This is a genomic window from Streptomyces sp. NPDC041968, assembly GCF_055589025.1.
This window is the reverse complement of sequence record NZ_JBVJCB010000006.1, coordinates 407,246-433,176: the sequence shown is the minus strand read 5'-3', so window position 1 is coordinate 433,176 and position 25,931 is coordinate 407,246. Positions and strand designations below refer to the sequence as shown.

18 protein-coding genes are annotated in these 25,931 nt (G+C 72.7%); 10 read left to right on the top strand and 8 right to left on the bottom strand.

Translation table 11 applies throughout. The features are described from left to right. Window positions 1–106: 106 nt before the first annotated feature. Window positions 107–3,310 carry a tetratricopeptide repeat protein gene (locus ACZ6EG_RS17865; protein WP_469605497.1) on the bottom strand — a complete coding sequence of 1,068 codons (3,204 nt, stop codon included), beginning with the start codon at window positions 3,308–3,310 and terminating at the stop codon, window positions 107–109. Window positions 3,311–3,468: 158 nt separating this feature from the next. Here ACZ6EG_RS17865 and ACZ6EG_RS17860 point away from each other — a divergent pair, with 158 nt between their 5' ends. The 5 genes from ACZ6EG_RS17860 (at window position 3,469) to ACZ6EG_RS17840 (ending at window position 12,202) form a co-directional block, all read left to right on the top strand. Then, a complete protein-coding gene (locus tag ACZ6EG_RS17860; RefSeq protein ID WP_469605494.1) occupies window positions 3,469–5,499 on the top strand; it encodes a thioredoxin domain-containing protein in 2,031 nt (676 codons plus the stop codon). A 205-nt stretch (window positions 5,500–5,704) separates the two neighbouring features. Further along, window positions 5,705–6,967 (top strand): glycosyltransferase, encoded by a 1,263-nt coding sequence (locus tag ACZ6EG_RS17855; protein WP_391969767.1) that lies wholly within the window; start codon window positions 5,705–5,707, stop codon window positions 6,965–6,967. After that, complete coding sequence (locus tag ACZ6EG_RS17850; protein ID WP_391969766.1) at window positions 6,964–8,613, top strand: ArnT family glycosyltransferase; 1,650 nt, start codon at window positions 6,964–6,966, stop codon at window positions 8,611–8,613. The genes ACZ6EG_RS17855 and ACZ6EG_RS17850 overlap by 4 nt, the downstream gene beginning before the upstream one ends. Further along, on the top strand, window positions 8,610–9,791 hold the full coding sequence (locus ACZ6EG_RS17845; RefSeq protein WP_361017687.1) for a glycosyltransferase: 1,182 nt from the start codon (window positions 8,610–8,612) through the stop codon (window positions 9,789–9,791). The genes ACZ6EG_RS17850 and ACZ6EG_RS17845 overlap by 4 nt, the downstream gene beginning before the upstream one ends. Continuing rightward, entirely contained in the window at window positions 9,788–12,202 is a 2,415-nt protein-coding gene (locus ACZ6EG_RS17840; RefSeq protein WP_469605489.1) for a galactose oxidase-like domain-containing protein, read from the top strand. Before ACZ6EG_RS17845 ends, ACZ6EG_RS17840 begins: the two co-directional genes overlap by 4 nt. Here the strand turns inward: ACZ6EG_RS17840 and ACZ6EG_RS17835 are convergent. Genes ACZ6EG_RS17835 through trhA form a run of 3 tightly spaced genes read right to left on the bottom strand, consistent with a single transcriptional unit; the run spans window position 12,199 to window position 14,344 of the window. Further along, window positions 12,199–12,930 carry a Mut7-C RNAse domain-containing protein gene (locus ACZ6EG_RS17835; RefSeq protein WP_391969764.1) on the bottom strand — a complete coding sequence of 244 codons (732 nt, stop codon included), beginning with the start codon at window positions 12,928–12,930 and terminating at the stop codon, window positions 12,199–12,201. The genes ACZ6EG_RS17840 and ACZ6EG_RS17835 overlap by 4 nt on opposite strands. 33 nt (window positions 12,931–12,963) lie before the next feature. Continuing rightward, a complete protein-coding gene (locus ACZ6EG_RS17830; RefSeq protein WP_391969763.1) occupies window positions 12,964–13,599 on the bottom strand; it encodes a TetR/AcrR family transcriptional regulator in 636 nt (211 codons plus the stop codon). Between the two features lie 40 nt (window positions 13,600–13,639). After that, window positions 13,640–14,344 (bottom strand): PAQR family membrane homeostasis protein TrhA, encoded by a 705-nt coding sequence (gene trhA / locus ACZ6EG_RS17825; protein WP_391969762.1) that lies wholly within the window; start codon window positions 14,342–14,344, stop codon window positions 13,640–13,642. Window positions 14,345–14,630: 286 nt separating this feature from the next. Between trhA and ACZ6EG_RS17820 the strand changes: the two genes are divergently transcribed. Both ACZ6EG_RS17820 and ACZ6EG_RS17815 read left to right on the top strand, forming a co-directional pair. Further along, window positions 14,631–16,460, top strand: coding sequence for a phosphoenolpyruvate carboxykinase (GTP) (locus ACZ6EG_RS17820; protein WP_391969761.1), 1,830 nt, complete (start codon window positions 14,631–14,633; stop codon window positions 16,458–16,460). 373 nt (window positions 16,461–16,833) lie between these two features. Beyond that, complete coding sequence (locus ACZ6EG_RS17815; RefSeq protein ID WP_469605482.1) at window positions 16,834–18,576, top strand: Ig-like domain repeat protein; 1,743 nt, start codon at window positions 16,834–16,836, stop codon at window positions 18,574–18,576. Window positions 18,577–18,710: 134 nt separating this feature from the next. Here ACZ6EG_RS17815 and ACZ6EG_RS17810 read toward each other — a convergent pair whose 3' ends face one another. From ACZ6EG_RS17810 to ACZ6EG_RS17795, 4 genes are all read right to left on the bottom strand, one after another. Then, a complete protein-coding gene (locus ACZ6EG_RS17810; RefSeq protein ID WP_356604073.1) occupies window positions 18,711–19,133 on the bottom strand; it encodes an SCO4983 family protein in 423 nt (140 codons plus the stop codon). Between the two features lie 88 nt (window positions 19,134–19,221). Beyond that, window positions 19,222–20,433: a pyridoxal phosphate-dependent aminotransferase gene (locus ACZ6EG_RS17805; protein ID WP_053136336.1), complete on the bottom strand. Its 1,212-nt coding sequence runs from the start codon at window positions 20,431–20,433 to the stop codon at window positions 19,222–19,224. Window positions 20,434–20,556: 123 nt separating this feature from the next. After that, window positions 20,557–22,167, bottom strand: a complete 1,611-nt coding sequence (locus ACZ6EG_RS17800; protein WP_391969759.1) for an N-acyl-D-amino-acid deacylase family protein — start codon at window positions 22,165–22,167, stop codon at window positions 20,557–20,559. A gap of 10 nt (window positions 22,168–22,177) precedes the next feature. After that, the gene (locus ACZ6EG_RS17795; RefSeq protein WP_469605477.1) at window positions 22,178–23,467 is read right to left on the bottom strand and encodes an amino acid deaminase; all 1,290 of its coding nucleotides are present in this window, start codon (window positions 23,465–23,467) and stop codon (window positions 22,178–22,180) included. A 207-nt stretch (window positions 23,468–23,674) separates the two neighbouring features. Between ACZ6EG_RS17795 and ACZ6EG_RS17790 the strand changes: the two genes are divergently transcribed. Genes ACZ6EG_RS17790 through ACZ6EG_RS17780 form a run of 3 tightly spaced genes read left to right on the top strand, consistent with a single transcriptional unit; the run spans window position 23,675 to window position 25,904 of the window. Further along, the gene (locus tag ACZ6EG_RS17790) at window positions 23,675–24,715 is read left to right on the top strand and encodes a sugar kinase (protein ID WP_469605474.1); all 1,041 of its coding nucleotides are present in this window, start codon (window positions 23,675–23,677) and stop codon (window positions 24,713–24,715) included. Beyond that, on the top strand, window positions 24,712–25,497 hold the full coding sequence (locus ACZ6EG_RS17785; RefSeq protein ID WP_356604082.1) for an IclR family transcriptional regulator: 786 nt from the start codon (window positions 24,712–24,714) through the stop codon (window positions 25,495–25,497). The genes ACZ6EG_RS17790 and ACZ6EG_RS17785 overlap by 4 nt, the downstream gene beginning before the upstream one ends. Continuing rightward, entirely contained in the window at window positions 25,494–25,904 is a 411-nt protein-coding gene (locus tag ACZ6EG_RS17780; protein WP_053136351.1) for a RidA family protein, read from the top strand. The genes ACZ6EG_RS17785 and ACZ6EG_RS17780 overlap by 4 nt, the downstream gene beginning before the upstream one ends. Window positions 25,905–25,931 lie beyond the last annotated feature (27 nt).

The window sequence follows — 25,931 nt, the reverse complement described above, 5'->3', positions numbered from 1 at the left end:
TGCCTGACGTCGGCGTGAGGTGTGCCCCCACCCCTGCCCGGGTTCGCCCGGGCCCGGGAGGGGGACCGACCCGCGACCGCCGAGCCGGTGCCGGCACCGCCCGCGGTCACGCCGGCACCGCCACCCCCATCACCTCGCGGGCCTGGCGGCTGGGCACCATGCCCAGCCGCCAGGCCTGCCAGCCGTCCTCCAGCTGCACGCCCCGCTCCAGGAGCAGCCGGTACGCCTCCACGTAGTCGTCCAGCTTCCCGTCCCGAGCCGGGTGGCCGGCCCGCGCCAACTGAGCCAGCTCCTCCTGCGCCACCGCCGTACCCACCTCCACGCCCCCCGGCGCGGCGTACGGCAGCAGGGTGCAGCGCAGGAAGCGGGCCCAGTCGCCGCCCCGCCGGTCGCCGTACGCCGCGAAGAGCGCCGCGGCCTCGTCGCACAGCGCCAGCGCCTGCGGGGTACGGGCGTTGCCCGCGTCCACCACCGCCAGCTCCAGACAGGTCCACGCCTCCCCGTGACCGACGCCGATGCGCTGGAAGTCGGCGCGCGCGTCGACCAGGAGCTGGCGGGCGAAGCCGGAGTTGCGCAGCGACCCCGTCCGGGCGGCGCGCTGGTCCCGGGTCACCCGCGCCGAATGGTGCCGGGCGCAGGCCAGACCGTAGACGTCCCGCATCCGGGAGAACATCGTGCGGGAGCGCTCCAGCTCGCGGACCGACTGGTCCAGCGCGCCCGTCTCCTCCAGCGCCTGGCCCACGTAGTACACCGTCCAGGCCTCGCCCCGCGCGTCCTCGTTCTCCCGGTGCCGGGCGGCCGCCCGCCGCAGCTCGTCCAGCGCCTCCGTGGCGTCGCCGTCCACCAGCCGCGCCCGCGCCAGCTGGGTCAGGGCCCAGGCCTCGCCGCGGGCGTCCTGGGTGCGGCCGTACAGCTCCAGCGCCGTCCGCAGATCCGTCTCCGCGCGCGGTACGTCCCCCATGCGCAGACGGAGCTGACCGAGCTGGAAGTGGGCCCAGGCCTGGCCGTGCACCGACTCACCCGCCCGGTGCAGCACCAGCGACTCGGTCAGCAGCTCCAGCGCCTCCGCCAGCCGGGCCCGGTCCCGCTGCACCGCCGCCAACGCGTGCAGCGTCCACGCCCGGTCCGTGTCCAGCTCGGGCGGGGCCTGCAGGTCCAGCGCCTCCCGCAGCTTCGCCGCCGCCTCGGTCAGGTTGCCCTGGTGGTGCAGCGTGATGCCCAGCGAGCACAGGGCACGCGCCGCCCCCGCGTCATGGTGCGCCTCCCGGTACAGGTCCACCACGGAGGTGAGCGTCGTCCGCGCCTTGTCCAGCTCGCCGAGCTGCCGGGCCGCGATACCGGTACGCCACTGCACCGAGCGCACCAGCAGCTCCTGGTCCACGGACTGCGCCAGCTCGCTGATCTCCCCCAGCCGGTACAGGTCGCCGCGCAGCAGGCAGTAGTCGCACAGCGCGCCCAGCAGGTTCAGCACCGCGCGCTGGTCCACGCCCTCCGCGTGTCTGAGCGCCGCCGTGATGAAGCTCGACTCGTCGTCCAGCCAGCGCAGCGCCTCGTCCAGGGACGTGAAACCGTGACTCCCGAACCGGTCGGAGCGGGTCGACACGTTGCCGTCGATCAGGCGCAGCACCGAGTCGGCCAGCTCGGCGTAGTTCGCGATCAGCCGCTCCTGCGCCGCCGCCCGCTCGCCCGGCTCCTCCTCGTCGGCGAGCCGGGCCCGCGCGAAGGCGCGCACCGAGTCGTGCAGCCGGTAGCGGCTGCCGCGGACGCGGTCGATCAGGCCCGCCCGGGCCAGCGCGTCCAACTGCCGGGCCGCCTCCGTCTCGTCCGTGGCCAGCAGCGCGGCCGCCGCCGGATTGCCCAGCGAGGTGCGCCCCGCCAGCGCCAGCCGGCGCAGCAGCCGCCTGGCCGGCTCCGGCTGGTCGGTGTAGCGCAGCCACAGCACCCGCTCGACCGGTTCCACCGGCCCGTACGCGCCCAGGTCGGTCGCCAGGGCGCGCGGCGAGCGCGGCCCCAGCGACGACCCCGCGATGCGCAGCGCCAGCGGCAGCCCACCGCACAACTGCCGCACCAGATCGGCCGACTCGGCGTCGTAGGGGCCCGAGGTGTCCTGCGCGGCGGCCCCCAGCAACTCCTCCGCGCCCGCCGCGTCCAGCGCCTCCACCGGCAGGTGGTACGCCCGGGCGGGCAGGTCGGCCGGCAGCTCCAGCGCCTCCCGCGCGGTGACCAGCACCAGGCTGTCCGACCGCTCCGGCACCAGCGCGCGCACCTGCTCGGCGTCCTTGGCGTCGTCCAGCACGACGGCCACCGGCACCCCGGTCAGATGCTGGTGGTACAGCTCGCTGAGCCGCTTGACCTGCTGGTCCGCCGAGGACCGCTCCCGGAACAGGAGTTGCTCGCGGGGCGCCCCCAACCGGTTCAGCAGGTGCAGCAGGGCGTCCCGGGTGCTCAGCGGCGACTCACCGTCCGGCCCGGGACCGTCCCCGCGCAGGTCCACCACACAGGCCCCGCGGAAGTAGTCCCGCAGCTCGTGCGCGGCGCGCACGGCGAGTGTCGTCCGGCCGCTGCCGGGCGCCCCGTGCAGCACCACGACCGTCGGCTTCGTCTCCGTGCTCGCCCGGGCCGCCTGCACCCACTGCCGCAACCGCGCCATCTCCCGCCGCCGGCCGGCGAAGGTGCCCCGGGGCTCCGGGAGTTGCGCGAACGACTGCTCCAGCGCGCTGCGTCCCCGGGCCGCGGCGCTCTTGTCGGCACCCCGCAGCTTCGGCCCCGCCTTCTTCGGCCCGGTGGACGCGGCCAGCATCCGCTGCTGGTCCAGGAAGGGCCGGATGCCGCGCACCTCCAGCGCCGTCAGCCACTGCAACCGCAACTGCTCGGGCCCGCCGGGCTGGCTGACGGCCCCGGCGCGGTGATGGGCGGCCGGCACGTGCGAGCCGACCACCTTGACGACGGTCGCCGCGGCTCCCACGACGCCGACGGCCACGCCCGCGCCCACCGCCGTGCCGGTGCCGGTGCCGAGCGCCATGTCGGCCACCACCGCGGCGACCGCCGCCACGCCGGCCACCAGCAGGGGAGTGCCGGCGCCCTCTCGGGCGTACCGCTGCCGGAAGGTGAGCTGCCCGGCCTCGGCCTCGTCCAGGGCGTGCGTGTAGGCCGCGTACTCCTCGGCGGCCGCCCCCGCCATCGCGTCGAGCGACCCGCGCGCCCGGGACAGCAGCACGTTCCCGTCCGTGCGGCCGCCCGACCGCCGCACCTCCTCCTCCACGGCCTGCCGCAACAACCGCTCGGCCTCCACCCGATGCCCGTCCCGCATGTCGCGTCCCCCTCCGGCGGCAGCCCTGTCGGCAACTCCCTGATCCACCAGTGTCCTTCGGACCGGGGGCCAGCGCGAGGGGGCGACGATCACCGGATGCCGACGGCGGCCCCCGTGGCGTACGGGCGGGGCCCGGGCGGGTGCGTCAAGATGGAGGTATGCCCAATCGACTCGCGCAGGCCACGTCCCCGTACCTCCTCCAGCACGCGGACAACCCCATCGACTGGTGGCCGTGGGAGCCCCAGGCCTTCGAGGAGGCCCGGCGGCGGGACGTCCCCGTCCTCCTCAGCGTCGGGTACAGCGCTTGTCACTGGTGTCACGTCATGGCCGCAGAGTCCTTCGAGGACGAGGCCGGTGCCGCCTACCTGAACGAGCACTTCGTGGCCGTCAAGGTCGACCGCGAGGAGCGCCCCGATGTCGACGCCGTGTACATGGAGGCCGTGCAGGCGGCGACCGGGCAGGGGGGCTGGCCCATGACCGTGTTCCTCACGCCGGACGCCGAGCCCTTCTACTTCGGCACCTATTACCCGCCCGAGCCCCGGCACGGGATGCCGTCGTTCCGGCAGGTGCTCCAGGGTGTGCACCAGGCCTGGGCGGAGCGGCGGGACGAGGTGACCGACGTCGCCGGGAAGATCGTGCGGGACCTCGCGGGGCGGGAGATCTCCTACGGCGACGCGCAGGCGCCCGGCGAGGAGCAGCTCGGGCAGGCGCTGCTCGGGCTGACCCGGGAGTACGACCCGCAGCGCGGCGGGTTCGGCGGGGCGCCGAAGTTCCCGCCGTCCATGGTGGTCGAGTTCCTGCTGCGCCACCACGCGCGCACCGGCGCGGAGGGCGCGCTCCAGATGGCGCGGGACACCTGCGAGCGGATGGCGCGCGGCGGGATCTACGACCAGCTCGGCGGCGGTTTCGCGCGCTACTCCGTGGACCGGGAGTGGGTCGTGCCCCACTTCGAGAAGATGCTGTACGACAACGCCCTGCTGTGCCGGGTCTACGCGCACCTGTGGCGGGCGACCGGCTCGGACCTCGCCCGGCGGGTCGCCCTGGAGACCGCCGACTTCATGGTGCGGGAGCTGCGCACCGCCGAGGGCGGCTTCGCCTCCGCGCTGGACGCGGACAGCGACGACGGGACGGGCCGGCACGTCGAGGGCGCGTACTACGTGTGGACGCCCGCGCAGCTCACCGAGGTGCTCGGCGCCGACGACGCCGCGCTCGCCGCCCGGTACTTCGGCGTGACCGAGGAGGGCACCTTCGAGCAGGGCTCCTCCGTGCTGCAGCTGCCGCAGCAGGAGGGCGTGTTCGAGGCGGAGCGGATCGCCTCGGTCCGGGAGCGGCTGCTGGCCGCCAGGGACGGGCGCCCCGCCCCGGGCCGGGACGACAAGGTCGTCGCCGCCTGGAACGGCCTGGCGATCGCCGCGCTCGCCGAGACGGGTGCCTACTTCGAGCGCCCCGACCTGGTGGAGGCCGCCGTCGCCGCCGCCGACCTGCTGGTGCGCCTGCACCTCGACGAGCAGGCGCGGCTCTTCCGTACCAGCAGGGACGGCCGGGCGGGCGCCCATGCCGGGGTGCTGGAGGACTACGCCGACGTGGCGGAGGGCCTCCTCGCGCTGGCGTCGGTCACCGGGGAGGGCGTCTGGCTGGACTTCGCCGGGCTGCTGCTCGACCACGTCCTCACCCGCTTCACCGACGACTCCGGCTCCCTCTACGACACCGCGGCCGACGCCGAGCGGCTGATCCGCCGCCCGCAGGACCCCACGGACAACGCGACCCCGTCCGGCTGGAGCGCCGCCGCCGGGGCCCTGCTGTCCTACGCCGCCCACACCGGCTCCGTACCCCACCGCACCGCGGCGGAGCGCGCCCTGGGCGTCGTGAAGGCGCTCGGTCCGCGGGTGCCGCGTTTCATCGGCTGGGGGCTGGCCGCCGCCGAGGCGCTGCTCGACGGGCCGCGGGAGGTGGCCGTCGTGGGGCCGGCCCCGGACGACGGTGCGACGAGGGGCCTGCACCGCACGGCGCTCCTGGGGACGGCTCCCGGCGCGGTCGTGGCCGTGGGCACGGTGGGGAGCGACGAGTTCCCCCTGCTGGCCGACCGGCCGCTGGTGGACGGGGCGCCGGCCGCGTACGTCTGCCGGAACTTCACCTGCGACGCCCCGACGACCGATCCGGAACGGCTGCGTGCGCGGCTGAACAGCTGAAAGGGCACAAAGGGAAACGATCGGTACGGATCTCGACGGCATTTTGTTCAGACCCGGTCCTCATGGTGAGGAAACACCCTCTTCATCGAAAGAGCTGATGAGCTTCACGAAAACCCCCTAACCTCGTCACCGTGCCGCGGCGGATCGGCCGCCCGCTTCTGGGTGTGCCGCCGCGGCCGGGGGATTTCAAGATCTGGGGGGATCTTTGCTGACGTCCGTCTTCATCGCTGCCGTTTCCCTGGCGCTCTTCTGGATGGCGGCGTTCACGCTGTGGTGGCAGATGCACGCCTGGCGTACGCCGGAGGTTCTCGCCTCCACCCGGTTCAGCAGTCCGGACGGGGACGAGCACGTGTCGTTCTCGCTGCTGCTGCCCGCACGGCACGAGCAGGCCGTGCTCGACCACACCATCCAGCGGCTGCTGACCTCGTCCCACACCGACTTCGAGATCATCGTGATCGTCGGGCACGACGACCCGGAGACCACCGCCGTCGCCGAACGGGCCGCGGACCGTGACCCGCGGGTGCGGGTCGTCGTCGACACCCATGAGAAGAAGAACAAGCCGAAGGCCATGAACACGGCGCTGCCGCACTGCCGCGGCGACGTCGTCGGGGTCTTCGACGCCGAGGACCAGGTCCATCCGGAGCTGCTCGCCCACGTCGACCACGCCTTCCGCACCACCGGCGCCGACGTCGTGCAGGGAGGGGTCCAGCTGATCAACTTCCACTCCAGCTGGTACAGCCTGCGCAACTGCCTGGAGTACTTCTTCTGGTTCCGTTCCCGGCTGCACCTGCACGCGCAGAAGGGGTTCATCCCGCTCGGCGGCAACACCGTCTTCGTGCGCACGGACGTGCTGCGGGCGGCCGACGGCTGGGACCCGGACTGCCTGGCCGAGGACTGCGACCTCGGCGTCCGGCTCTCCAGCATCGGCAAGAAGGTCGTGGTCGCCTATGACTCCGACATGGTCACCCGCGAGGAGACCCCGGACACCCTGGTCTCCCTGCTGAAGCAGCGCACCCGCTGGAACCAGGGCTTCCTCCAGGTGTACCGGAAGAAGGACTGGCGGCAACTGCCCACCTTCACCCAGCGGCTGCTGGCCCGCTACACCCTGATGACGCCGTTCCTCCAGGCCTTCACCGGAGTGATCATCCCGCTCAACGCGGCGGTCGCGCTCTTCCTGGACGTGCCGGTCGGCATCGCCTTCGTCACCTTCCTGCCGGCCGTCACCGCGCTGGTCACCTTCGTCTTCGAGGTGGTCGGCCTGCACGACTTCGGCAAGCAGTACGGCCTGCGGATCCGCTTCACGCACTACCTCAAGCTGATCGTCGGCGGCCCCTTCTACCAGGTCCTCCTCGCCGGGGCCGCCGTCCGCGCCGTGTGGCGCGAGCAGCGCGGCCGCAACGACTGGGAGCTGACCAGCCATGTCGGCGCACACCTCACGCCCGTGGACCGAGAGGACGTTCCCGCGTGACCTCCACCCTCCCCGCGGCGACCGGCACCAAGGTCCCCGCGCAGCGCAGACCTGCCCACGACACCGGCCCGGCCACCGCACCGAGCACGCCACCGGGCCGCCTGCGGTCGGCCCACCCGGACCTGCTGCTGTGCGGCGCGCTCCTCGTCGCCATCCTGCTCGTGCAGGGCTGGAACATCTCCGACTACCCGACCCTCAGCGACGACGAGGGCACCTACCTCGCCCAGGCCTGGGCGGTGCAGCAGGGTGAGGGCCTGGCCCACTACACGTACTGGTACGACCACCCGCCGCTCGGCTGGATCCAGATAGCCGTGCTGACCTGGATCCCCGCGCTGATCAGCCCCGAGTCGATGACCGTCGGCGCCATGCGCGGCGTGATGCTGCTGATCAGCGCGGTCTCCGCGGTCCTCGTCTACGTGATCGCCCGCCGGCTGTCCCTGCCGCGCTGGGGTGCCGGGCTCGCCATGGTGTTCTTCGGGCTCTCCCCGCTCTCCGTGGTCCTCCAGCGGGAGATCTTCCTCGACAACCTCGCGGTGATGTGGACGCTGCTGGCGTTCGCGCTGGCCGCCTCGCCGAGCCGGCACCTGTGGCACCACTTCGGCGCGGGCATCGCGGCCGCGACGGCCGTGCTCACCAAGGAGACGATGCTCGTCGTCCTGCCCGCCCTGTTCGTCACCGCCTGGCGGCACAGCCACCGCGACACCCGGAAGTTCGCGCTGACCGGTGCGGTCACGGCCTGCGCGCTCATCGGGTTCTCCTATCCGCTGTTCGCGCTGCTCAAGGGCGAGTTGCTGCCGGGCAGCGGGCATGTCTCGCTGTGGGAGGGGGTCGAGTACCAGCTCACCCGGCCCGGCTCCGGCTTCATCCTCGACGAGGGCTCCGGTTCGTGGGGCGTCCTGCAGTCCTGGCTGTACTACGACCGCGTCCTGCCGCTGGGCGGCCTGGCCGGGGCGCTGCTCCTGCTGGCCACCTGGCGCTGGTCGGTCACCGCGCGGGCGCTGGCCGGCCCGGCCCTGACGGTGGGCATCCTCGCCGCCCTCGCCCTGCGTCCGAGCGGCTACCTGCCCGCGATGTACGTCATCCAGGCGCTGCCCTTCCTCGCCCTGGTGCTGGCCGGCGGCACCGCGAGCGTCGCCCACGCCGTGCTGCGCAGACGCCGTACCCGGGACGAGAGACGGGGTCTGACCTTCGGCCGGTACGCCGTGGCGGGCGCCTTGGCGCTGGCGGCCTGCGCCTATGTCGTCCCCCGCTGGTACGACGGGGCCCGCACCGCCGTCACCGCCGACGCCAACGCCCCCTACGAGGCCGCCGCGGACTGGCTGGACACCGAGGTGGAGGACCCGGCCGGCACCCGCGTGCTCGTCGACGACGCGCTCTGGCTGGACCTGGTGCACGCCGGGTACGAGCCGGGGCTCGGCGTCATCTGGTTCTACAAGGCCGACCTCGACCCGGCCGTGACGAAGACGATGCCGGGCGGCTGGCGCGACATCGACTACGTGGTCGCCTCCCCGACGGTGCGGCGCGACGCGGTCGATCTGCCCAACGTCCGGGCCGCCATGAACCACTCGACCCCGGTCGCCGTCTTCGGCACCGGCGCGGACCGCATCGAGATCCGCCGCGTCCAGTCCTCCGGAGGCGCCCGATGAGTCACGAGTACACCGTCCCCGGCGAGCTGGGCCATCCGGCCGTCGGCGCCTCGGAGGTGCCCGAGCCGGGCGCCGTCACCATCGTCGTACCGACCTTCAACGAGTCCGGGAACGTGCGGCGGTTGCTGCACCTGATCACGGAGTCCGTGCCCGCCCGGCTGCCCTGCGAGGTCGTCTTCGTGGACGACTCCACCGACGACACCCCGGACGTGATCCGCGCGGCGGCGCTCGACTGCCCCTTCCCGGTCACCGTCCTGCACCGCGAGGAGCCGTCCGGCGGGCTCGGCGGCGCGGTCGTCGAGGGCATGAAGGCGGCCGGGTCGGACTGGATCGTCGTCATGGACGGCGACTGCCAGCATCCGCCCTCCCTGGTGCCGGAGCTGGTCGCGACCGGCGAGCGGGCGGGCGCCGGACTCGTCGTCGCCTCGCGCTACATCAAGGGCGGCAGCCGCGCCGGGCTGGCGGGCAGCTACCGGATCGCGGTCTCCCGGGCGGCGACCTGGCTGACCAAGGCGCTCTTCCCGCGCCGGCTGCACGGCGTCAGCGACCCGATGAGCGGCTTCTTCGCCATCCGCCGCAGCGAGGTCACCGCCGAGGTGCTCAAGCCCCTCGGCTACAAGATCCTCCTCGAACTGGCGGTGCGCAGCCGCCCCCAGGCGGTCACCGAGGTGCCGTTCGTCTTCGAGGAGCGGTTCGCCGGCGAGTCCAAGTCCTCGGCACAGGAGGGCCTGCGCTTCCTGCGCCACCTGACCGGCCTGCGCACCGCCTCGCCGCTGGCCCGCATGGTCGTCTTCGGGCTGATCGGCCTGAGCGGTTTCGTGCCGAACCTGGCCGCCCTGTGGGCGCTGACCGAGGCCGGGCTGCACTACCTGCCCGCCGAGGTCCTCGCCAACCAGTTCGGCGTGGCCTGGAACTTCCTGCTCCTGGAGCGGCTGCTCTTCCGCGACCGGCGCCGGCACCGGCACTGGGCCGACCGGACCCTGCGCTTCACGCTGATCGCCAACGCCGACCTGGTGCTGCGCATACCGCTCATCGCCCTGCTGGTCGGGCAGTTCGGGCTGACCGTGCTGCCGGCCACCGCCCTCGCCCTCGTCATCACCTTCGTCCTGCGTTTCGCCGGGACGGAGGCGCTGGTGTACCTCCCGCGCAGGCGTCGTACGTCAAGGAGTGCCGCATGAGAACCGCCCGAAGGAGAACCTCCGCCCTCCTGGCGGTGTCCGCCCTCACCGGCGGCCTCCTGCTCACCGCACCGCAGCCCGCCTCCGCCGCCAACCTGATCACGAACCCGGGCTTCGAGACCGCCGGCACCGGCGACATGCCGTACTGCTGGTCGAAGTCGGGCTGGGGGGACAACGACTTCACCTTCGAGACGGTCGCCGACGCCCACTCCGGCGACAAGGCGATGAAGGTGGAGCTGACCCGCCGGGCCGAAGGCGACCGCAAGGCGCTGATCACCGAGTCCACCGCGTGCGCGCCGGTGGTGACGGTGGGCAAGCAGTACGACCTCTCGCTCTGGTACAAGACGACGACCCCGGACGCGGCCCTCACCCTCTTCCGGCACGACGCCACCGCGGGCTGGCAGTACTGGACCGACCTGAAGACCCTGGAGCTGGCGGCAGGCTGGACGCAGGCGAGCGTCCGCACCCCCGAGGTCCCGGCCGGCACCGACCGCATCAGCTGGGGCGTCTCGGTCTACGGCACCGGCTCGGCGACCACCGACGACTACACGATGGAGCAGGTCGCCGACCCCGTCCCGGACCCGGAGTGCACGGGGACCGCCGAGGAGTGCGCGAACGGCCGCTGGGACGTCCTGCCCACGCAGAACCCGGTGCGCTCGATGCACTCGGTCGTCCTGCACAACGGCAAGGTGCTGCTGATCGCGGGCTCCGGCAACGACCCGGAGATGTTCGAGGCGGGCACCTTCACCTCGGCCGTCTACGACCCGCAGACCGGCACGTACGAGACGATCCCGACGCCCAAGGACATGTTCTGCGCCGGGCACGTGCAGCTCAAGGACGGCCGCGTCCTCGTCATGAGCGGCAACAAGGGCTACCCGTCGGCGGACGGCACGGTCGGCTACCAGGGCTACAAGGACTCGTACGTCTTCGACCCGGAGACCGAGACGTACACGAAGACCAACGACATGAACGACGGCCACTGGTACCCGTCGGCGACGATCCTCGGCAACGGGGACGTCATCTCCTTCGGCGGCCTGCGCGAGGACTCCACCGGTTCGGTGACGGCCGAGCGGTGGTCGGACGAGCAGCAGAAGTGGCTGCCGACCTGGCAGGTCAACCAGACCTGGTCGTACTGGGGCCTGTACCCGTCGATGATCCTGATGCAGGACGGCCGGCTCTTCTACTCGGGCAGCCACGTCTTCGGCAACAACATCCCGGGTACCGGCTCGGCGATCTACGACTACGAGGGCAACACCATCACGCAGGTCCCGGGCCTCCAGGACAAGGACGTGCGCGACCAGTCCGCCAGCGTGCTGCTGCCCCCGGCGCAGGACCAGAAGGTGCTGACGGTCGGCGGCGGCAACATCGACTCCAACCCGGCCGCCAACCGCCTCACCGACATCATCGACCTCAAGCAGCCCAACCCGGCGTACGTCGCCGGGCCGCCGCTGCCGCAGGGCACCGTCGACCTCGGCAACGGCCCGGTCCCGCAGACCGGCGGCCAGGGCAAGATGTACCTGTCCACCGTCCTGCTGCCCGACGGGAAGGTCCTGGAGACCGGCGGCGCCCTGCACAACCGGGCGGACCCGGTCTACGAGACCTCGCTCTTCGACCCGCAGACCGAGACCTTCGACCCGGTCGCCCCCGACCCGGAGGCCCGCGGCTACCACTCCTCGGCCTTCCTGCTGCCCGACGGCCGCGTCATGACCACCGGCGACAACCCGGGCAACGGCTCCTGGAACCACGACGTGTCGGTCTACACCCCGCCCTACCTGCTCAAGGGCGAGCGTCCGGCGATCACCTCGGTCATCGACACCGAGTGGACCTACGGCGACACCCAGCGGATCACCGTCGACCGGCCGATCGCCAAGGCGGAGCTGATCCGCCCGGCGGCCGTCACCCACTCCTCGGACCCGAACCAGCGGTTCGTGGACCTGCCCCTGTCGGTGGACGGCGCCAACGTCGACCTCAACGTCACCAGCAACCCCGACCTCGCCCCGCCCGGCTGGTACATGCTCTTCGCGGTCGACGCGAACGGGGTGCCTTCGGTGGCGAAGTGGGTGCACCTCGACGGTCCGCGGGCGCTGAGCACCAAGGACGCCTCGGCGCACGTGCACTCCTTCGCCGACGCCCCGCGGGGCAAGGTGTCGAAGCCCGGCAAGAAGCGCGCCTCGCAGCCGGTCGCCCCCACCGTCTCGGGCTGCGACCGCCACTACGGTTCCGCCAACGTCTGCGTGCCGACCGTCTTCCCGGCCGAGGTGAAGAAGACGACGGCCGCCCGCTGCGACTGGCTGAAGCGCAACGAGTACGGCCGCCTGGCGGTCAACGGCAAGGACGATCCGCTGCGCCTGGACCCGAACGGGGACGGCGTCGCCTGCGGCAAGGGGGACGTGCTCAAGAAGCGCCGCTAGCGCCCCTGGGCGAACTCGGCGAGGGCGCGCTCCACGAGGGCTTCCAGCTGCTCGTGGTGCGCGCCCTTCCAGTACGCGCGTCCACAGGCGCGGCACTGCGCGAACACGTCGTACGACCGCTCGGTGCCGCCCTTGAGCTGGTCGGCCACCTCCTCCTTGGTGGCCTCCCGCAGCAGGCCGTTGCAGGCGGTGCACCGGGTCCACGGGCGCAGCTCGGGCCGGAACCGGGCCAGGACCTCCCGGAGCTGGTCCTCGGGGCGGGTGCTGTACACGTAGCCGCCGGCCCACAGCTCACGGCGGCGCAGCAGGCCGCGGTCGCGGCTGAGCAGGACCCGTTTCTCGGCCGCCGACAGTGCGGCGAGCGCCGGGTCGCCGAGGTCCGTCGACTCGTACGCCGTGTCCACGCCGAGCAGCCGCAGCCGGCGGGCGAGAGTGCCGAGGTGCACGTCGAGCAGGAAGCGCAGGGGAGCGCCCGGGACCTTCTGGGGGTGCTCGACGGGCCGTACGCTGACCGACTCGCCGCCCGTGGGGACGTGTCCGGGCGCCACCTCGCGGCCGTCCACGAGGAGCGTGCCCACCTCGGTCAGCGGAACGCCGAGGGACTCGACGACGTGGCCGAGCGTGGAGACGCCGTCGGTGGCGGTGCGGGCGGTGCCGGTGGGGCGGGCCCTGGGGACGAACAGGCGCAGCTCGGGGGCGATTTCGACGTCGATCTCGGGTCCGTTCACCCGGTCAGGATGCCACGGCGCGAGGCTGTGGCCTCAGCTTTCTCCGGAGGCGGGCAGGCCGTGCTCCAGGACGTCCAGGGCACGCTCCACCAGGCCGGCCAGGTCTTCCTCGTGGCCGTGCTCGGCCCAGTACCGGGTGACCTCCATGAGGCCGCCGGCCAGGGACATCGACAGGACCCGCACCTCCAGCCCCTCCGGGTCGAGACCGGTGCGGTCGGCGAGGGCGCGGCCGAGCAGCCGTGCCGTGACCGACATGCTCTCCAGCATCCGCGAGCGCACGGCGGGCACTTCGGCCAGCAGCCGGGTCCGCAGCCGGGTCAGCTCGGCCTCCTCGCCGACGCCGCGTTCCACGGCCTTGCGCAGGGCGTGCCGCAGGGCGGTCGGCCACGGCTCGTCGGCGGGCCGGGCGGCCAGCTCCGCCGCCATCACCGGGTCGTACGCGTCGGTGAGGACGATGTCCTCCTTGACCGGGAAGTAGCGGAAGACGGTCGACGGCGACACCTCGGCCCGGTCGGCGATCTGTTCGATCGTCGTCGCGTCGTAGCCCTGCTCCTGGATCAGCCCGTAGGCCGCGGCGCGGATCGCCTGGCGGGTCCTGGTCTTCTTGCGCTCCCGCAGGCCCGGCCGGGGGCCGTCGGCGCGGGAACGGGGGGATGGTGCGGCCGTCATGGGGTCATTGTCGGCCACACCGTCCCGGGGAGCGGCCCGTCTAGTAGGCGATGAGCGAGATTCCCACGTAGTGCGCGATGAAGGCGGCCAGGGTGAAGGAGTGGAAGACCTCGTGGAAGCCGAACCAGCGGGGTGAGGGGTTGGGCCGCTTGAGGCCGTAGATCACGCCGCCCGCGCTGTAGAGGAGGCCGCCCACGATCACCAGGACCAGCACCGCGATGCCGCCCGCCCGCATGAACTCGGGGAGGTAGAAGACGGCGGCCCAGCCCATGGCGAGGTAGCAGGGCGTGTAGAGCCAGCGCGGGGCGCCGACCCAGAAGACGCGGAAGAGGATGCCGGCCACGGCGGCGGCCCAGATGCCCCACAGCAGCCACTGGCCCGTGGCCTCGGGCAGCAGCAGCATCGTGAGCGGGGTGTAGGTGCCGGCGATGATCAGGAAGATGTTGGCGTGGTCGAGGCGGCGCAGGATGCCGTCCATGCGCGGGCTCCAGTCGCCCCGGTGGTAGAGCGCGCTGACGCCGAACAGCAGACAGGCCGTCACGACGTAGATCCCGCAGGCGATGCGGGCCTCGGACGACTCGGCGAGGGCGGTGAGCACCAGGCCGGCGATGAGCACGGCCGGAAACATGCCGAGATGCAGCCAGCCGCGCAGCTTCGGCTTGACGGGGTGCGGCAAGGAGAGCGCCACCGGGCCGTGGCCTGCGGCCTGCGTGTCCCTGGGCGCGTCGGAGGCGGACGCAGTCATGCACTCATCGTACCTACGGGACCGTAGGTTACGCATCAGTACGGGCGGTTGCCGACAGGGAGTGGCCAGCATCTCACGGGGGGTCCCGTCCCGCATCCCGGTCTTCCGGACGTGGCGATCCTCACGCCGCTCAGGTGTGACGCCCTCTGGACAGATGGGCGCTCTCGTCGGATGATCAAATGAGTGCGGTCGACACCGGATGAGCGCCCAGGAGGACGACGTCACGCATCCGGGTCGCAGCCCCCACGGGGCCTCCCAACAAAAAACCCCTCATTTAGGAGCAATCGTGGCGCGCGACATCGCTGCTCCCCCCGTCCCCACCGACCATCAGGAGCTGATCTCGTGGGTGAACGAGATCGCCGAACTGACCCAGCCGGACGAAGTGGTCTGGTGTGACGGATCCGAGGCCGAGTACGAGCGCCTGTGCGAGGAGCTCGTGGCGAAGGGCACCTTCCGCAAACTCGACCCCGTCAAGCGCCCCAACTCCTACTACGCGGCCTCCGACCCCTCCGATGTCGCGCGCGTCGAGGACCGGACCTTCATCTGCTCCGCCAAGGAGGAGGACGCCGGCCCGACCAACCACTGGAAGGACCCCGCCGAGATGCGGGAGATCTTCCGGGGCACGGGCGGTGAGGGCGGTCTGTTCCGCGGCTCCATGCGCGGGCGGACCATGTACGTCGTGCCCTTCTGCATGGGCCCGCTCGGCTCCCCGCTCTCCGCGCTCGGCGTCGAGATCACCGACTCCGCGTACGTCGCCGTCTCCATGCGCACCATGACCCGCATGGGACAGCCGGTCCTGGACGAACTCGGCGACCAGGGCTTCTTCGTCAAGGCCGTGCACACCCTCGGCGCCCCCCTCGCGGCGGGCGAGACGGACGTGCCGTGGCCGTGCAACAGCACCAAGTACATCTCGCACTTCCCCGAGGACCGCGAGATCTGGTCCTACGGCTCCGGCTACGGCGGCAACGCCCTGCTCGGCAAGAAGTGCTACGCCCTGCGCATCGCCTCCGTCATGGCCCGCGACGAGGGGTGGCTCGCCGAGCACATGCTCGTGCTGAAGCTGACCCCGCCCACCGGCGCGCCCAAGTACGTGGCCGCCGCCTTCCCGTCGGCCTGCGGCAAGACCAACCTCGCCATGCTGGAGCCCACGATCTCCGGCTGGACGGTCGAGACCATCGGCGACGACATCGCCTGGATGCGCTTCGGCGAGGACGGCCGCCTGTACGCCATCAACCCCGAGGCCGGCTTCTTCGGCGTCGCGCCCGGCACCGGCGAGCACACCAACGCCAACGCGATGAAGACCCTGTGGGGCAACTCGGTCTTCACCAACGTCGCCCTCACCGACGACGGCGACGTGTGGTGGGAGGGGATGACCGAGGAGACGCCCGCCCACCTCACCGACTGGAAGGGCAACGACTGGACGCCCGAGTCGGGCACCCCGGCCGCACACCCCAACGCCCGCTTCACCACCCCCGCCGCGCAGTGCCCGATCATCGCGCCGGAGTGGGAGGACCCGAAGGGCGTGCCGATCTCGGCGATCCTCTTCGGCGGGCGCCGCGCCACCGCCGTACCGCTGGTCACCGAGTCCTTCGACTGGAACCACGGCGTCTTCCTCGGCGCCAACGTGGCCTCCGAGAAGACCGCCGCCGCCGAGGGCAAGGTCGGCGAGCTGCGCCGCGACCCCTTCGCCATGCTGCCGTTCTGCGGCTACAACATGGGCGACTACATGGGGCACTGGGTCGACGTGGCCAAGGACAAGGACCAGTCCAAGCTGCCCAAGATCTACTACGTCAACTGGTTCCGCAAGGACGACGAGGGCCGCTTCGTCTGGCCGGGCTTCGGTGAGAACGGCCGCGTCCTGAAGTGGATCGTGGAGCGCCTGGAGGGCAGGGCGGACGGCGTCGAGACCCCGATCGGCGTGCTGCCGACCAAGGAGTCCCTCGACACCGACGGCCTCGACCTCGCCGACGCCGACCTGGACTTCCTGCTCAGCGTCGACAAGGAGGTGTGGCGCGAGGAGGCGGCGCTCGTCCCCGAGCACCTGAACACCTTCGGCGACCACACGCCCACCGAGCTGTGGGACCAGTACCGGGCGCTGGTGCGGCGCCTGGGCTGAGTCCGCACACCGCCAGACTCCGTGGCCGGTCCGACTAGCCCTGACCCGCGAAGTCGTCACGAAGGCCGGTCACGAGGGGGGCTCCCCGCGCTCCAGTAGCTCGCAGTACCCCGGAGCGCGGGAGGTTCCCGCTCGGGCCGGGTCACCGCACAACGGCGTGCGGAGGACCCGGCCCTTCGGCATGTCCCGCCCGCGACCCCACCGGGCAGAACGCGCCGTTCCTCTTGCGCCACGCCGCGGAAACCACGCCGTGCCGCCGGGCGGGCCGGTGTACGCTCCCGATCTTGCACGACCCGAACGGCTGTTCCCCGCCCCGCGGGGGAGGGGGTGCCGTTGTCCGTCGGGTCGCCGACACAGCCTGTGGGGGGCACAGTTGAACACGTTCCGAGGTACCGGACGCACCGCACGTCTCGCGGCCACGCTGCTCACCGCCGCGCTCGCCGCCGGCGGGCTGACCGTCGCCGCCGCACCCGCCGCGCACGCGGCGGCCTCCGACGTCGTGGCCAAGCTGCCGATCTCCTCGTTCTCGGCGCTGACCGTCGACTCCGCGCACCAGCGGGTGTACGTCGCCGACAGCAACCTGGGCTACTACGACAACAGGGGCCTCGTCGCCGTCTACGACTTCTCCGGCGAGCGCGTCACCACCATCACCACCCCGCGCCACGTCTCCGGCCTCGCGCTCAACGCCGACGGCAGCGTGCTGCACGTCGGCGGCCGGGACGGAATCCTGCGGTACGACACCAGCACCTACCTGCCGGTCAGCTCCGCGGTGGCGGGCACCGACACCTGCGGCCGCAGCATGGCCTTCGCGGGCGGCAGGGCCTACCACACCACGCCGTACGCCAACAGCATCTCCGACTGCGAGACGACGCTGACGTACCTGGACTACAACCAGGCCGACAACACCTGGCAGCGCAGCGGCTGGCAGGACAACGGCAAGCTCCAGCTGGAGGCGGGACCCGGCGACCGGCTGATGTTGGGGCAGCCGGCCAACGCCAAGGCTCCCAACCCCTTCCTCGCGGTGTTCGACGCGAGCGGGGCGACCCCGGTGCGCACGGCCGAGCGCCGCTTCGCCGACGCCGAGGGCAAGGGCGCGGCGAACCTCAAGGACATGGCCTTCTCCGCGGACGGCACCCGGGTCGCCGTGGCCGACGCGGCCGCCGGTACCCGGCTGCTGGACACCGCCGACCTCTCCGACGCGGCGAGCGGCTACCCGGCGCTGCCGGAGGGTGCCGTCTCCTCCGCCGTCGCCTTCAGCGGGGACGGCAAGTACCTCGCGCGCGGCGCCTCGGCCACCGGTGCGACGCCCGACCTGCTGCTCTCGCCCGCCGACCCGGCCGACGGGACGCCCGCGCTGGAGTTCGCCTTCGAGGGCAGCCTCGACGGCGACCGGGTCGCGCCGCGCGGACTGGAGTGGTCCGCCGACGGCTCCCGGCTGTTCGCGGTGACCACCAACGCCACCGGAGGCCAGTACTGGCTGCACGTCGTCCAGCCGCCGGCCGTCCAGTACGACACCCGCTTCACGGGCGGGCTGACGCACAGCCCCGCCCAGGCGGTCGCGGGTGAGGCCCTGGCCGTGCGCGGCCGGCTGGAGCTGGACGGACCGGCTCCCGTCGAGCCGCTGAGGGTGACGGCGACCCGCACCGACGCGGGCGGCACGCACCGGCTCGGCACGGCGACCGTCAAGGCGGACGGCACCTTCAGCGTGCTCGACGAGCCGGAACTGGTCGGCGAGGCCACGTACACCGTGTCGTTCCTCGGCGACCTCACCCACCGCCCGGCCACCGACGTCACCCACACGGTGTCCGTGGGCAGGGCGGCCACCTCGATCGCCCTCACCGCCCCGGCCGAGGCGGCGATGAGCACCGGCGTCCACATCACCGGCACCTTCACCGCGCAGGGGAAGGCGCTGCCCGAGCGGGCGGTGCTGAAGGTGGAGCGCACCGACCGGCTCGGCACCGGGACCCTCTCGTCGGTGACGGTCGCCGCCGACGGCACCTTCACCGTCGACGACCTGCCGCGCGCCCGCCGCAACACGACCTACACGGTCAGCTGGCCCGGCGACGACCTGCACGAGGGGTCGACCGCGTCGGCGACGGTCCGCGTCACCCGCTGATCACGCACCCGCGGGCGGGGCACCGGGGGCGCTGCCCTCGGTGCCACCGCCCGCGGAGTGGGGTGAGTGGCGCCCGGTCCGCGCGTCGCTGCGGGTGCGCGCGGACCGGGGCCGTACGGGGGAGCCCGGAGGGCTCAGCGGGACGCCAGCTCGCGCGGCTCCAGGGCCGCGGCGTGCGCGTCCATGCGCTCGGCGGTCAGGATCGCGACCGCCGTGTCGGCGTTGGAGGCCGCCACCACCAGGGCGCGGCTCGCCAGGGTGTGCGCCCGCCGGTGCAGGGCCGCCAGGTGCGGCTCGGGGTGCGCGGCGGTCAGCGGCGCGCGGAGCGCCGCCCGGCCTCCCCGCAGCCGCGCCACCTGCTCGGCGAGCCGGTCGGCGGCGGTGTCCAGGTCGGGGGAGGGGGCCAGCGCGCGCAGCTCGTCCGTGGCGGTGAGCAGCGCCGCGAGATGGCCCGCGAGCTGGATGTCCAGCTCCTCCTCACGGGACCGGTGGGGGAAGTCCGAGGTGCTGCCGCCCGTCGTGGTGTGGACGGACCTGGTGCGGATCGGTTCGTACATGGGACGGCCTCCTGAATGCTTCAGGAAACCATCCTACATTGGATTCAATCTAAAGTTGAGAAGGATCGGAGACTGGCTCGGTTCGACCTCAGGGTTGGCCGTAACCGTCCAGGAAGTTCCCGATCCGGCCGACCGCCTCGCGCAGGTCACCGGCGGTCGGCAGGGTCACCACCCGGAAGTGGTCGGGCTCGGGCCAGTTGAAGCCGGTGCCCTGGACGACCATGATCTTCTCCTGGCGCAGCAGGTCGAGGACCATCCGCCGGTCGTCCTTGATCTTGAAGACCTTGGGGTCCAGCCGCGGGAAGAGGTACAGCGCGCCCTTGGGCTTCACGCAGGTCACCCCCGGGATGCTGGTCAGCGCCTCGTGGGCGGCGTCCCGCTGCTCCCGCAGCCGCCCGCCCGGGAGCACCAGCTCGTTGATGGTCTGCCGCCCGCTGAGCGCCGCGACCACGCCGTGCTGCCCCGGCATGTTGGCGCACAGCCGCATGTTCGCCAGGACCGTCAGGCCCTCGATGTAGGACTCGGCGTGCGCGCGCGGCCCCGAGATCGACATCCACCCGACCCGGTAGCCGGCCACCCGGTACGCCTTCGACATGCCGTTGAAGGTGAGCGTGAGCAGGTCCGGGGCGATCGCGGCGGTCGGGGTGTGCGTGGCCTCGTCGTACAGGATCTTGTCGTAGATCTCGTCGGAGCAGATCAGCAGGTTGTGCCGGCGGGCGATGTCGGTCAGCCCGCGCAGCATCGCCTCGTCGTAGACCGCGCCCGTCGGGTTGTTCGGGTTGATGATCACGAGCGCCTTGGTGCGGTCGGTGATCTTCCGCTCGACGTCGGCCAGGTCCGGCATCCAGTCGGACTGCTCGTCGCAGCGGTAGTGCACCGCCGTGCCGCCGGACAGGGAGACAGCGGCCGTCCACAGGGGGTAGTCGGGCGCCGGGACGAGGACCTCGTCCCCGTCGTCCAGCAGGCCCTGCATCGCCATCACGATCAGCTCGGAGACGCCGTTGCCGATGAAGACGTGCTCGACGTCCGTCTCGATGCCGAGGGTCTGGTTGTGCATGACGACGGCCCGGCGCGCCGCCAGCAGGCCCTTCGCGTCGCCGTAGCCGTGGGCCGTCGACACGTTGCGGAGGATGTCCTCCAAAATCTCCGGCGGGCACTCGAAGCCGAAGGCGGCCGGGTTGCCGGTGTTCAGCTTGAGGATGCGGTGTCCGGCCGCTTCCAGCCGCATCGCCTCCTCGAGCACCGGGCCCCGGATCTCGTAACAGACGTTGGCGAGCTTGGTCGACTGGATCACCTGCATGTCCGTGAGCTTACGACCCGACGCCGTGCGGTGGGCCGTGTCTTCCGCCACGTGAGACGTGTGGTTTGGGTGGATTTCCCCGAGCCGCCGCGGAGGCGGCTCGGGGAAATCCACCCGGGAGGGCTACCGGGGGGTGCGCCGCACCGAGCGCCCCGCCAGCACGTCCGTGCGCCGCCCGTCCCGCATCACGAACCGCCCGTCGACCAGCACGTGCGGGATGCCCGTCGGCAGCACGCGCGGGTTCTCGTACGTGCTGCCGGCCGCGACCGTCGCCGGGTCGAAGAGGACCAGGTCGGCCCGGTAGCCCTCGCGGACCAGCCCGCGGTCGGGCAGCCGCAGCCGGGCCGCCGGGCGCGAGGTGAGATGGGCCACGCACTCCTGGAGGGAGAGCACGCCCAGCTCGCGCACGTAGTGGCCGAGGTAGTGCGGGAAGGTGCCGTAGGCGCGCGGGTGCGGCTTGGTGCCCTGGAGGATGCCGTCCGAGCCGCCGGTGTGCACGCGGTGCCGCATGATCGCGCGCACGTTCTCCTCGTGGCCGACGTGCTGGAGGATGGTCGGCGCCAGCCGGTCGGCGAGCAGGAGGTTCCGGGCGACCGTCCACGGGGTCTCGCCGCGCCGCCGGGCCGACTCCAGGACCGTACGGCCGACGTACTCCCCGAGCGCGGGGTCGCCCGTGCCGGAGATCTCGATCGTGTCCCACTCCATGCGCACGCCGTGGCAGCCGTCGGAGCCGATCTCCTCGATGTGGTGCCGGATGCGTTCGGCGGTGTCGTCGTCCGCCAGCCGCTTCATGATCTGCTCCGGGCCGCCCTCGCTCGCCCAGCTCGGGAGCATCGCGACGAGGGTGGTGCAGCCGGGGGTGTACGGGTACGTGTCGAGGGTGATGTCGGCCCCCGAGGCCAGCGCGTCGTCGAGCAGCGTCAGCAGTTCGGGGGCCTTGCCCTTGTTGACGCCGAAGTTCATGGTGGCGTGCGCCAGGTGCAGCGGGCAGCCCGCGTCCCGGGTCAGCTCGACCATCTCCTCGTACGCCTGGAGCGCCCCGGCCCCGTACGAGCGGTGGTGCGGGCAGTAGTAGCCGCCGTACGACGCCACCACCCGGCACAGCTCGGTCAGCTCCGCGTCCTTGGCGTACATGCCCGGCGTGTACGTCAGGCCGGACGACATGCCGACCGCGCCCTGCTCCATGCCCTCGGCGACCAGCCGCCGCATGTGCTCCAGCTCGGCCCCGGTCGCCTCCCGGTCGTCCCAGCCGACGGCGAGGGCGCGGACCGTGCCCTGCGGGATCAGGTAGGCGGCGTTGACGGCGATGCCCCGGTCGAGCCGGTCCAGGTACTCGCCGACCGAGCGCCAGTCGAAGTCGATGTCGTCGCCGGGGCCGTTCCACCCGGCGATCGCGCGGCGCACCTCGGCGAGGGTGCGGTCGTCGACCGGGGCGTACGACAGCCCGTCCTGGCCGATGACCTCCAGCGTGACGCCCTGCGCGGCCTTGGCGCTGTGGTCGGGGTCCCGCAGCAGCGCCAGGTCGCTGTGGGCGTGCATGTCGATGAAACCGGGGGAGAGGACCAGGCCCTCGGCGTCCAGTTCCCGGCGGGCGCTCGGGCGCTGGCAGCCCGCGGCCGCCGCCTCCTTGACGATCGACACGATCCGGCCGCCGTCGACCACGACGTCGGCGCGGTAGGAGTCGGCGCCGGAGCCGTCGACGACGTCCGCGTCCCGGATGACCAGCTCTTCCATGGCAGACCTCCTAGAAGAACGTACGGATGTAGTCGACGACCGTCCCGTCCGCTTCCGCGACCGGGATCAGCTGCCACTTGTCGAAGGACGTGCACGGGTGGGACAGGCCGAGCCCCACCCAGTCGCCGACCTCCAGCTCGGCCTCCGGGGCGGTGCGCAGCCAGGCGTGCTGGTCGGACAGGCCGGTCACCGTGATGCCGGTGGCCGGGCGCTCCGGCCCCCCGTCGGCCGGGCGGACCGCCTGGGGGAAGGGCAGGTCGAGGTCGTAGGCCGCGTCCCGCTTGCCGGCGTTGGCGAAGGCCTGCTCGGCGGAGGGGCGGGAGACCACCTGGGTCCACAGCCGGAAGGCCGGCTCGAGGGCGCCCTCGGCGGGGACGCGGTTGAAGGGCGTCACCTCGCGGTAGTGCCCGTCGTCGTGCGAGACGTACGCGCCCGAGCGCAGCAGCTTCAGCACGGGCAGGGAGAGGTCCGGGACCTCGGCGAAGACGTCGGCGACCGCGTCGAACCAGGCGCTGCCGCCCGCGCTCAGCACGATCTCCTCCAACCCGGCGAAGCGCCCGGCCCCGTCGAACTCCACGGTCAGCGCGACCAGCCGCCGCAGCCACGCGCGCACCTTCTCCGGGTCGGCGTCCGGCACCTCGCCCTCGTACCCGGCGACCCCGGCCAGCCGCAGCGTCCGCGTCCCGGCCACCGCGTCGGCGACGGCGGCGCACTCCGCCTCCGTGCGCACCCCGGTGCGGGCGCCCTCACCGGCGGCCAGCTCGACTACGACGTCCACCGGGCGGCCGGCGCCCGCCTCGGTCAGCGCCGCGTCCATCAGCGCGACGCCGCGCACGGAGTCGACGTAGCAGACGAAGCGGAAGTCCGGGTCGGCGTCCAGCTCCGCGGCGAGCCGGCGCAGCGCGGCGGCGTCGAGCAGCTCGTTGGCGAGGAAGATCCGCCGGACGCCGAAGGCCCGCGCGACCCGCACCTGGTGCGGCACCGCCAGGGTGATGCCCCAGGCACCGCGCTCGATCTGGCGGTGGAAGAGCTGCGGGGCCATGGAGGTCTTGCCGTGCGGCGCGAAGGCGAGGCCGTGCCGGGCCGCGTAGGTCTCCATCAGCGCGAGGTTGTGCTCCAGGCGCTCGGCGGACAGGGCCAGCACCGGCGTGGTGAAGCCGCCGGTGAAGAGGTTGCGGCGCTGACCGGCCAGCTCGGCGACGGTCAGGCCGTCGGCGTCCGGCGGCAGGCCCTTGAAGCGGTGGTCGACGGGCTCCTCGGCCAGACGGGCGAGGGCTTCGGTGCCGGTGTCGAGGGCCATGGAGCCTCCATGAGGTGCGGTGTCGCGTCAGGTGCCGCGGCAGGTGAAGCGTCGGGGAGCGTCAGGGAGCGTCGGGGTACGCCCGCACGTTGCATTGTGTGCAACGGGCATTGCGTATGTCGCTTACTGCTGTCTAACATCTCGGCCAACGCGGGGTCAACGGATCCGCCGAGGCCCGCGAAGAGCCGCAAGGGAGCCCTCACCATCGTGACCGCCACCGGACCCACCAGCACCGCCCCCGGCGTCGTGGACGTCGTCGCGCTCGGCGAGTCCATGGTCACCTTCCTCCCCTCCCGTCCCGGGCGGCTCGCCGACGTCCCCTCCTTCGACCGGGGCATCGGCGGCGCCGAGTCCAACGTGGCCTGCGTCCTGGCCGCCGCCGGGCACTCCGCGCGCTGGGTCGGCCGGGCCGGCGCCGACGGCTTCGGCGACCACCTCGTCGAGGCGATCGGCGCCTACGGCGTCGACGTCTCCGCCGTGCGCCGCGACCCCGACCGCCCGACCGGCGTGTACTTCCGCACCGCCGGGGACCGGGCCACCGACGCCCACGAGGTGGCGTACTACCGGGCGGGCTCGGCGGCCTCCGCGATGTCGGTGCGGAACATGGACCTCGACGCGATCCGCGCCGGACGCGTCCTGCACCTCTCCGGCATCACGCCCGCCCTCTCCGCCGACTGCCTCGGCCTGATGCGCGAGCTGACCGCCCGCCGCCCCGGCCGGCCCCTGGTCTCCTTCGACGTCAACCACCGCCCCGGGCTGTGGCGCGGGGGGAGCGACGGCTCCCGGGTGCTGCTGGAGCTGGCCCGCGGCGCCGACCTCGTGTTCGTCGGCGACGACGAGGCCTGGGGCCTCAGCGACCCCGAGGCCGTGCGCGCCGCACTGCCCGAACCCGAACTGCTCGTCGTCAAGCAGGGCGCGACCGGCGCCACCGCCTTCCACGGCACCGAGGTCACCTCGGTCCCCGCCCTCACCGTCGACGTCGTCGCCGCCGTCGGCGCGGGCGACGCCTTCGCCGCCGGGTTCCTCTCCGCCACCCTGCGCGGACTGCCCGTGCGCGAGCGCCTGCGCCACGGCCACCTGATGGCCGCCGCAGCCCTCACCGTCCCCGGCGACCTCGCCGTCCCCCCGGCCCGCGACCACGCCGACCGCCTGGCCGCCCTCGACGACGCCGCGTGGGGGAGACTGCGACTCGGCCCCGGCTGGACACAGGCCGCCGAGAGGGCCGAGGAGGAGGTACGCACACCATGAGCCAGACCGTCGACCGCGCGCTGAGCATCCTGCCGCTGCTCGCCGAGGGCCCCGCCGACCTGGGCCGGGTCGCCGACCGCCTCGGCGTCCACAAGTCCACGGCGCTGCGCCTGCTGCGCACCCTCCACGAACACGGCTTCGTCTACCGCCAGTCCGACCAGCGCTACCGCCTGGGCGCCCGGCTGATCGCCCTCGCCCAGGAGGCGATGGAGAACCTCGACGTCCGCGAGATCGCCCACCCCCACCTCGTACGCCTCAACGAGAGCTGCGGACACACCGTCCACCTCGCCGTCTACGAGGAGAACGAGGTCCTCTACATCGACAAGGTGGAGAGCCGTTACCCGGTCCGCATGTACTCGCGGATCGGCAAGCCCGTCGCCATCACCGTCGCCGCCGTGGCGAAACTGCTGCTGGCCGACCTCCCCGAGAACGAGCGCCGCGCCCTCGCGGAGAAGCTCGACTACCCCCTGTACACGGCCCGTTCGACGCCGAACGCCGACAGTTTCGTCAAGGAGCTGGCCAAGGTGCGCGAACAGGGCTGGGCCACCGACCTCGGTGGCCACGAGGAGTCCATCAACTGCGTCGCCGCGCCCATCCGGGGCGCCGACGGCCGGGTGGTCGCCGCGATGTCGGTCTCCGCGCCGAACGTCGTCGTCACGGCCGACGAACTCCTCACCCTGCTCCCGCTGGTGCGCCGTACGGCGGACGCGATCAGCGGCGAGTACTCCGGCAGGACCCCCGTGCAGCACCCCGAGCACCACCCCGAGAAGGACACGGTATGACCGACAAGACCGCCCTCACGCCCGCGACCCACACCGTCCCGCCGGCGAAGTTCTCCCACGGCGTGAAGAAGGGCAACATCCTCCAGGTCGCCGGCCAGGTCGGCTTCCTCCCCCACGAGGAGGGCAAGGCCCCCACCCCGGCCGGCCCGACCCTGCGCGAGCAGACCCTCCAGACCCTCGCCAACGTCAAGGCGATCCTGGAGGAGGGCGGCGCCTCCTGGGACGACGTGATGATGATCCGCGTCTACCTCACGGACGTGGACCACTTCGCCGAGATGAACGAGATCTACAACGCCTACTTCGAGGAGCAGGGCCTCACCCAGGCCCCCGCCGCGCGCACGACCGTGTACGTCGGTCTGCCCGCCGGCCTCCTCATCGAGATCGACGCGCTGGCCGTCCTGGGCTGACCCTTCCCCGGTCGCCCTTCCGTTCCG

What these genes read in the sequence shown, in the direction of transcription:
- ACZ6EG_RS17810 (WP_356604073.1), bottom strand. Translation starts at nt 19,133, where the DNA reads ATGTACGAACCGATCCGCACCAGGTCCGTCCACACCACGACGGGCGGC.
- ACZ6EG_RS17830 (WP_391969763.1), bottom strand. Translation starts at nt 13,599, where the DNA reads ATGACGGCCGCACCATCCCCCCGTTCCCGCGCCGACGGCCCCCGGCCG.
- ACZ6EG_RS17800 (WP_391969759.1), bottom strand. Translation starts at nt 22,167, where the DNA reads ATGGAAGAGCTGGTCATCCGGGACGCGGACGTCGTCGACGGCTCCGGC.
- ACZ6EG_RS17795 (WP_469605477.1), bottom strand. Translation starts at nt 23,467, where the DNA reads ATGGCCCTCGACACCGGCACCGAAGCCCTCGCCCGTCTGGCCGAGGAG.
- ACZ6EG_RS17805 (WP_053136336.1), bottom strand. Translation starts at nt 20,433, where the DNA reads ATGCAGGTGATCCAGTCGACCAAGCTCGCCAACGTCTGTTACGAGATC.
- ACZ6EG_RS17860 (WP_469605494.1), top strand. Translation starts at nt 3,469, where the DNA reads ATGCCCAATCGACTCGCGCAGGCCACGTCCCCGTACCTCCTCCAGCAC.
- ACZ6EG_RS17845 (WP_361017687.1), top strand. Translation starts at nt 8,610, where the DNA reads ATGAGTCACGAGTACACCGTCCCCGGCGAGCTGGGCCATCCGGCCGTC.
- trhA (WP_391969762.1), bottom strand. Translation starts at nt 14,344, where the DNA reads ATGACTGCGTCCGCCTCCGACGCGCCCAGGGACACGCAGGCCGCAGGC.
- ACZ6EG_RS17840 (WP_469605489.1), top strand. Translation starts at nt 9,788, where the DNA reads ATGAGAACCGCCCGAAGGAGAACCTCCGCCCTCCTGGCGGTGTCCGCC.
- ACZ6EG_RS17785 (WP_356604082.1), top strand. Translation starts at nt 24,712, where the DNA reads ATGAGCCAGACCGTCGACCGCGCGCTGAGCATCCTGCCGCTGCTCGCC.
- ACZ6EG_RS17780 (WP_053136351.1), top strand. Translation starts at nt 25,494, where the DNA reads ATGACCGACAAGACCGCCCTCACGCCCGCGACCCACACCGTCCCGCCG.
- ACZ6EG_RS17865 (WP_469605497.1), bottom strand. Translation starts at nt 3,310, where the DNA reads ATGCGGGACGGGCATCGGGTGGAGGCCGAGCGGTTGTTGCGGCAGGCC.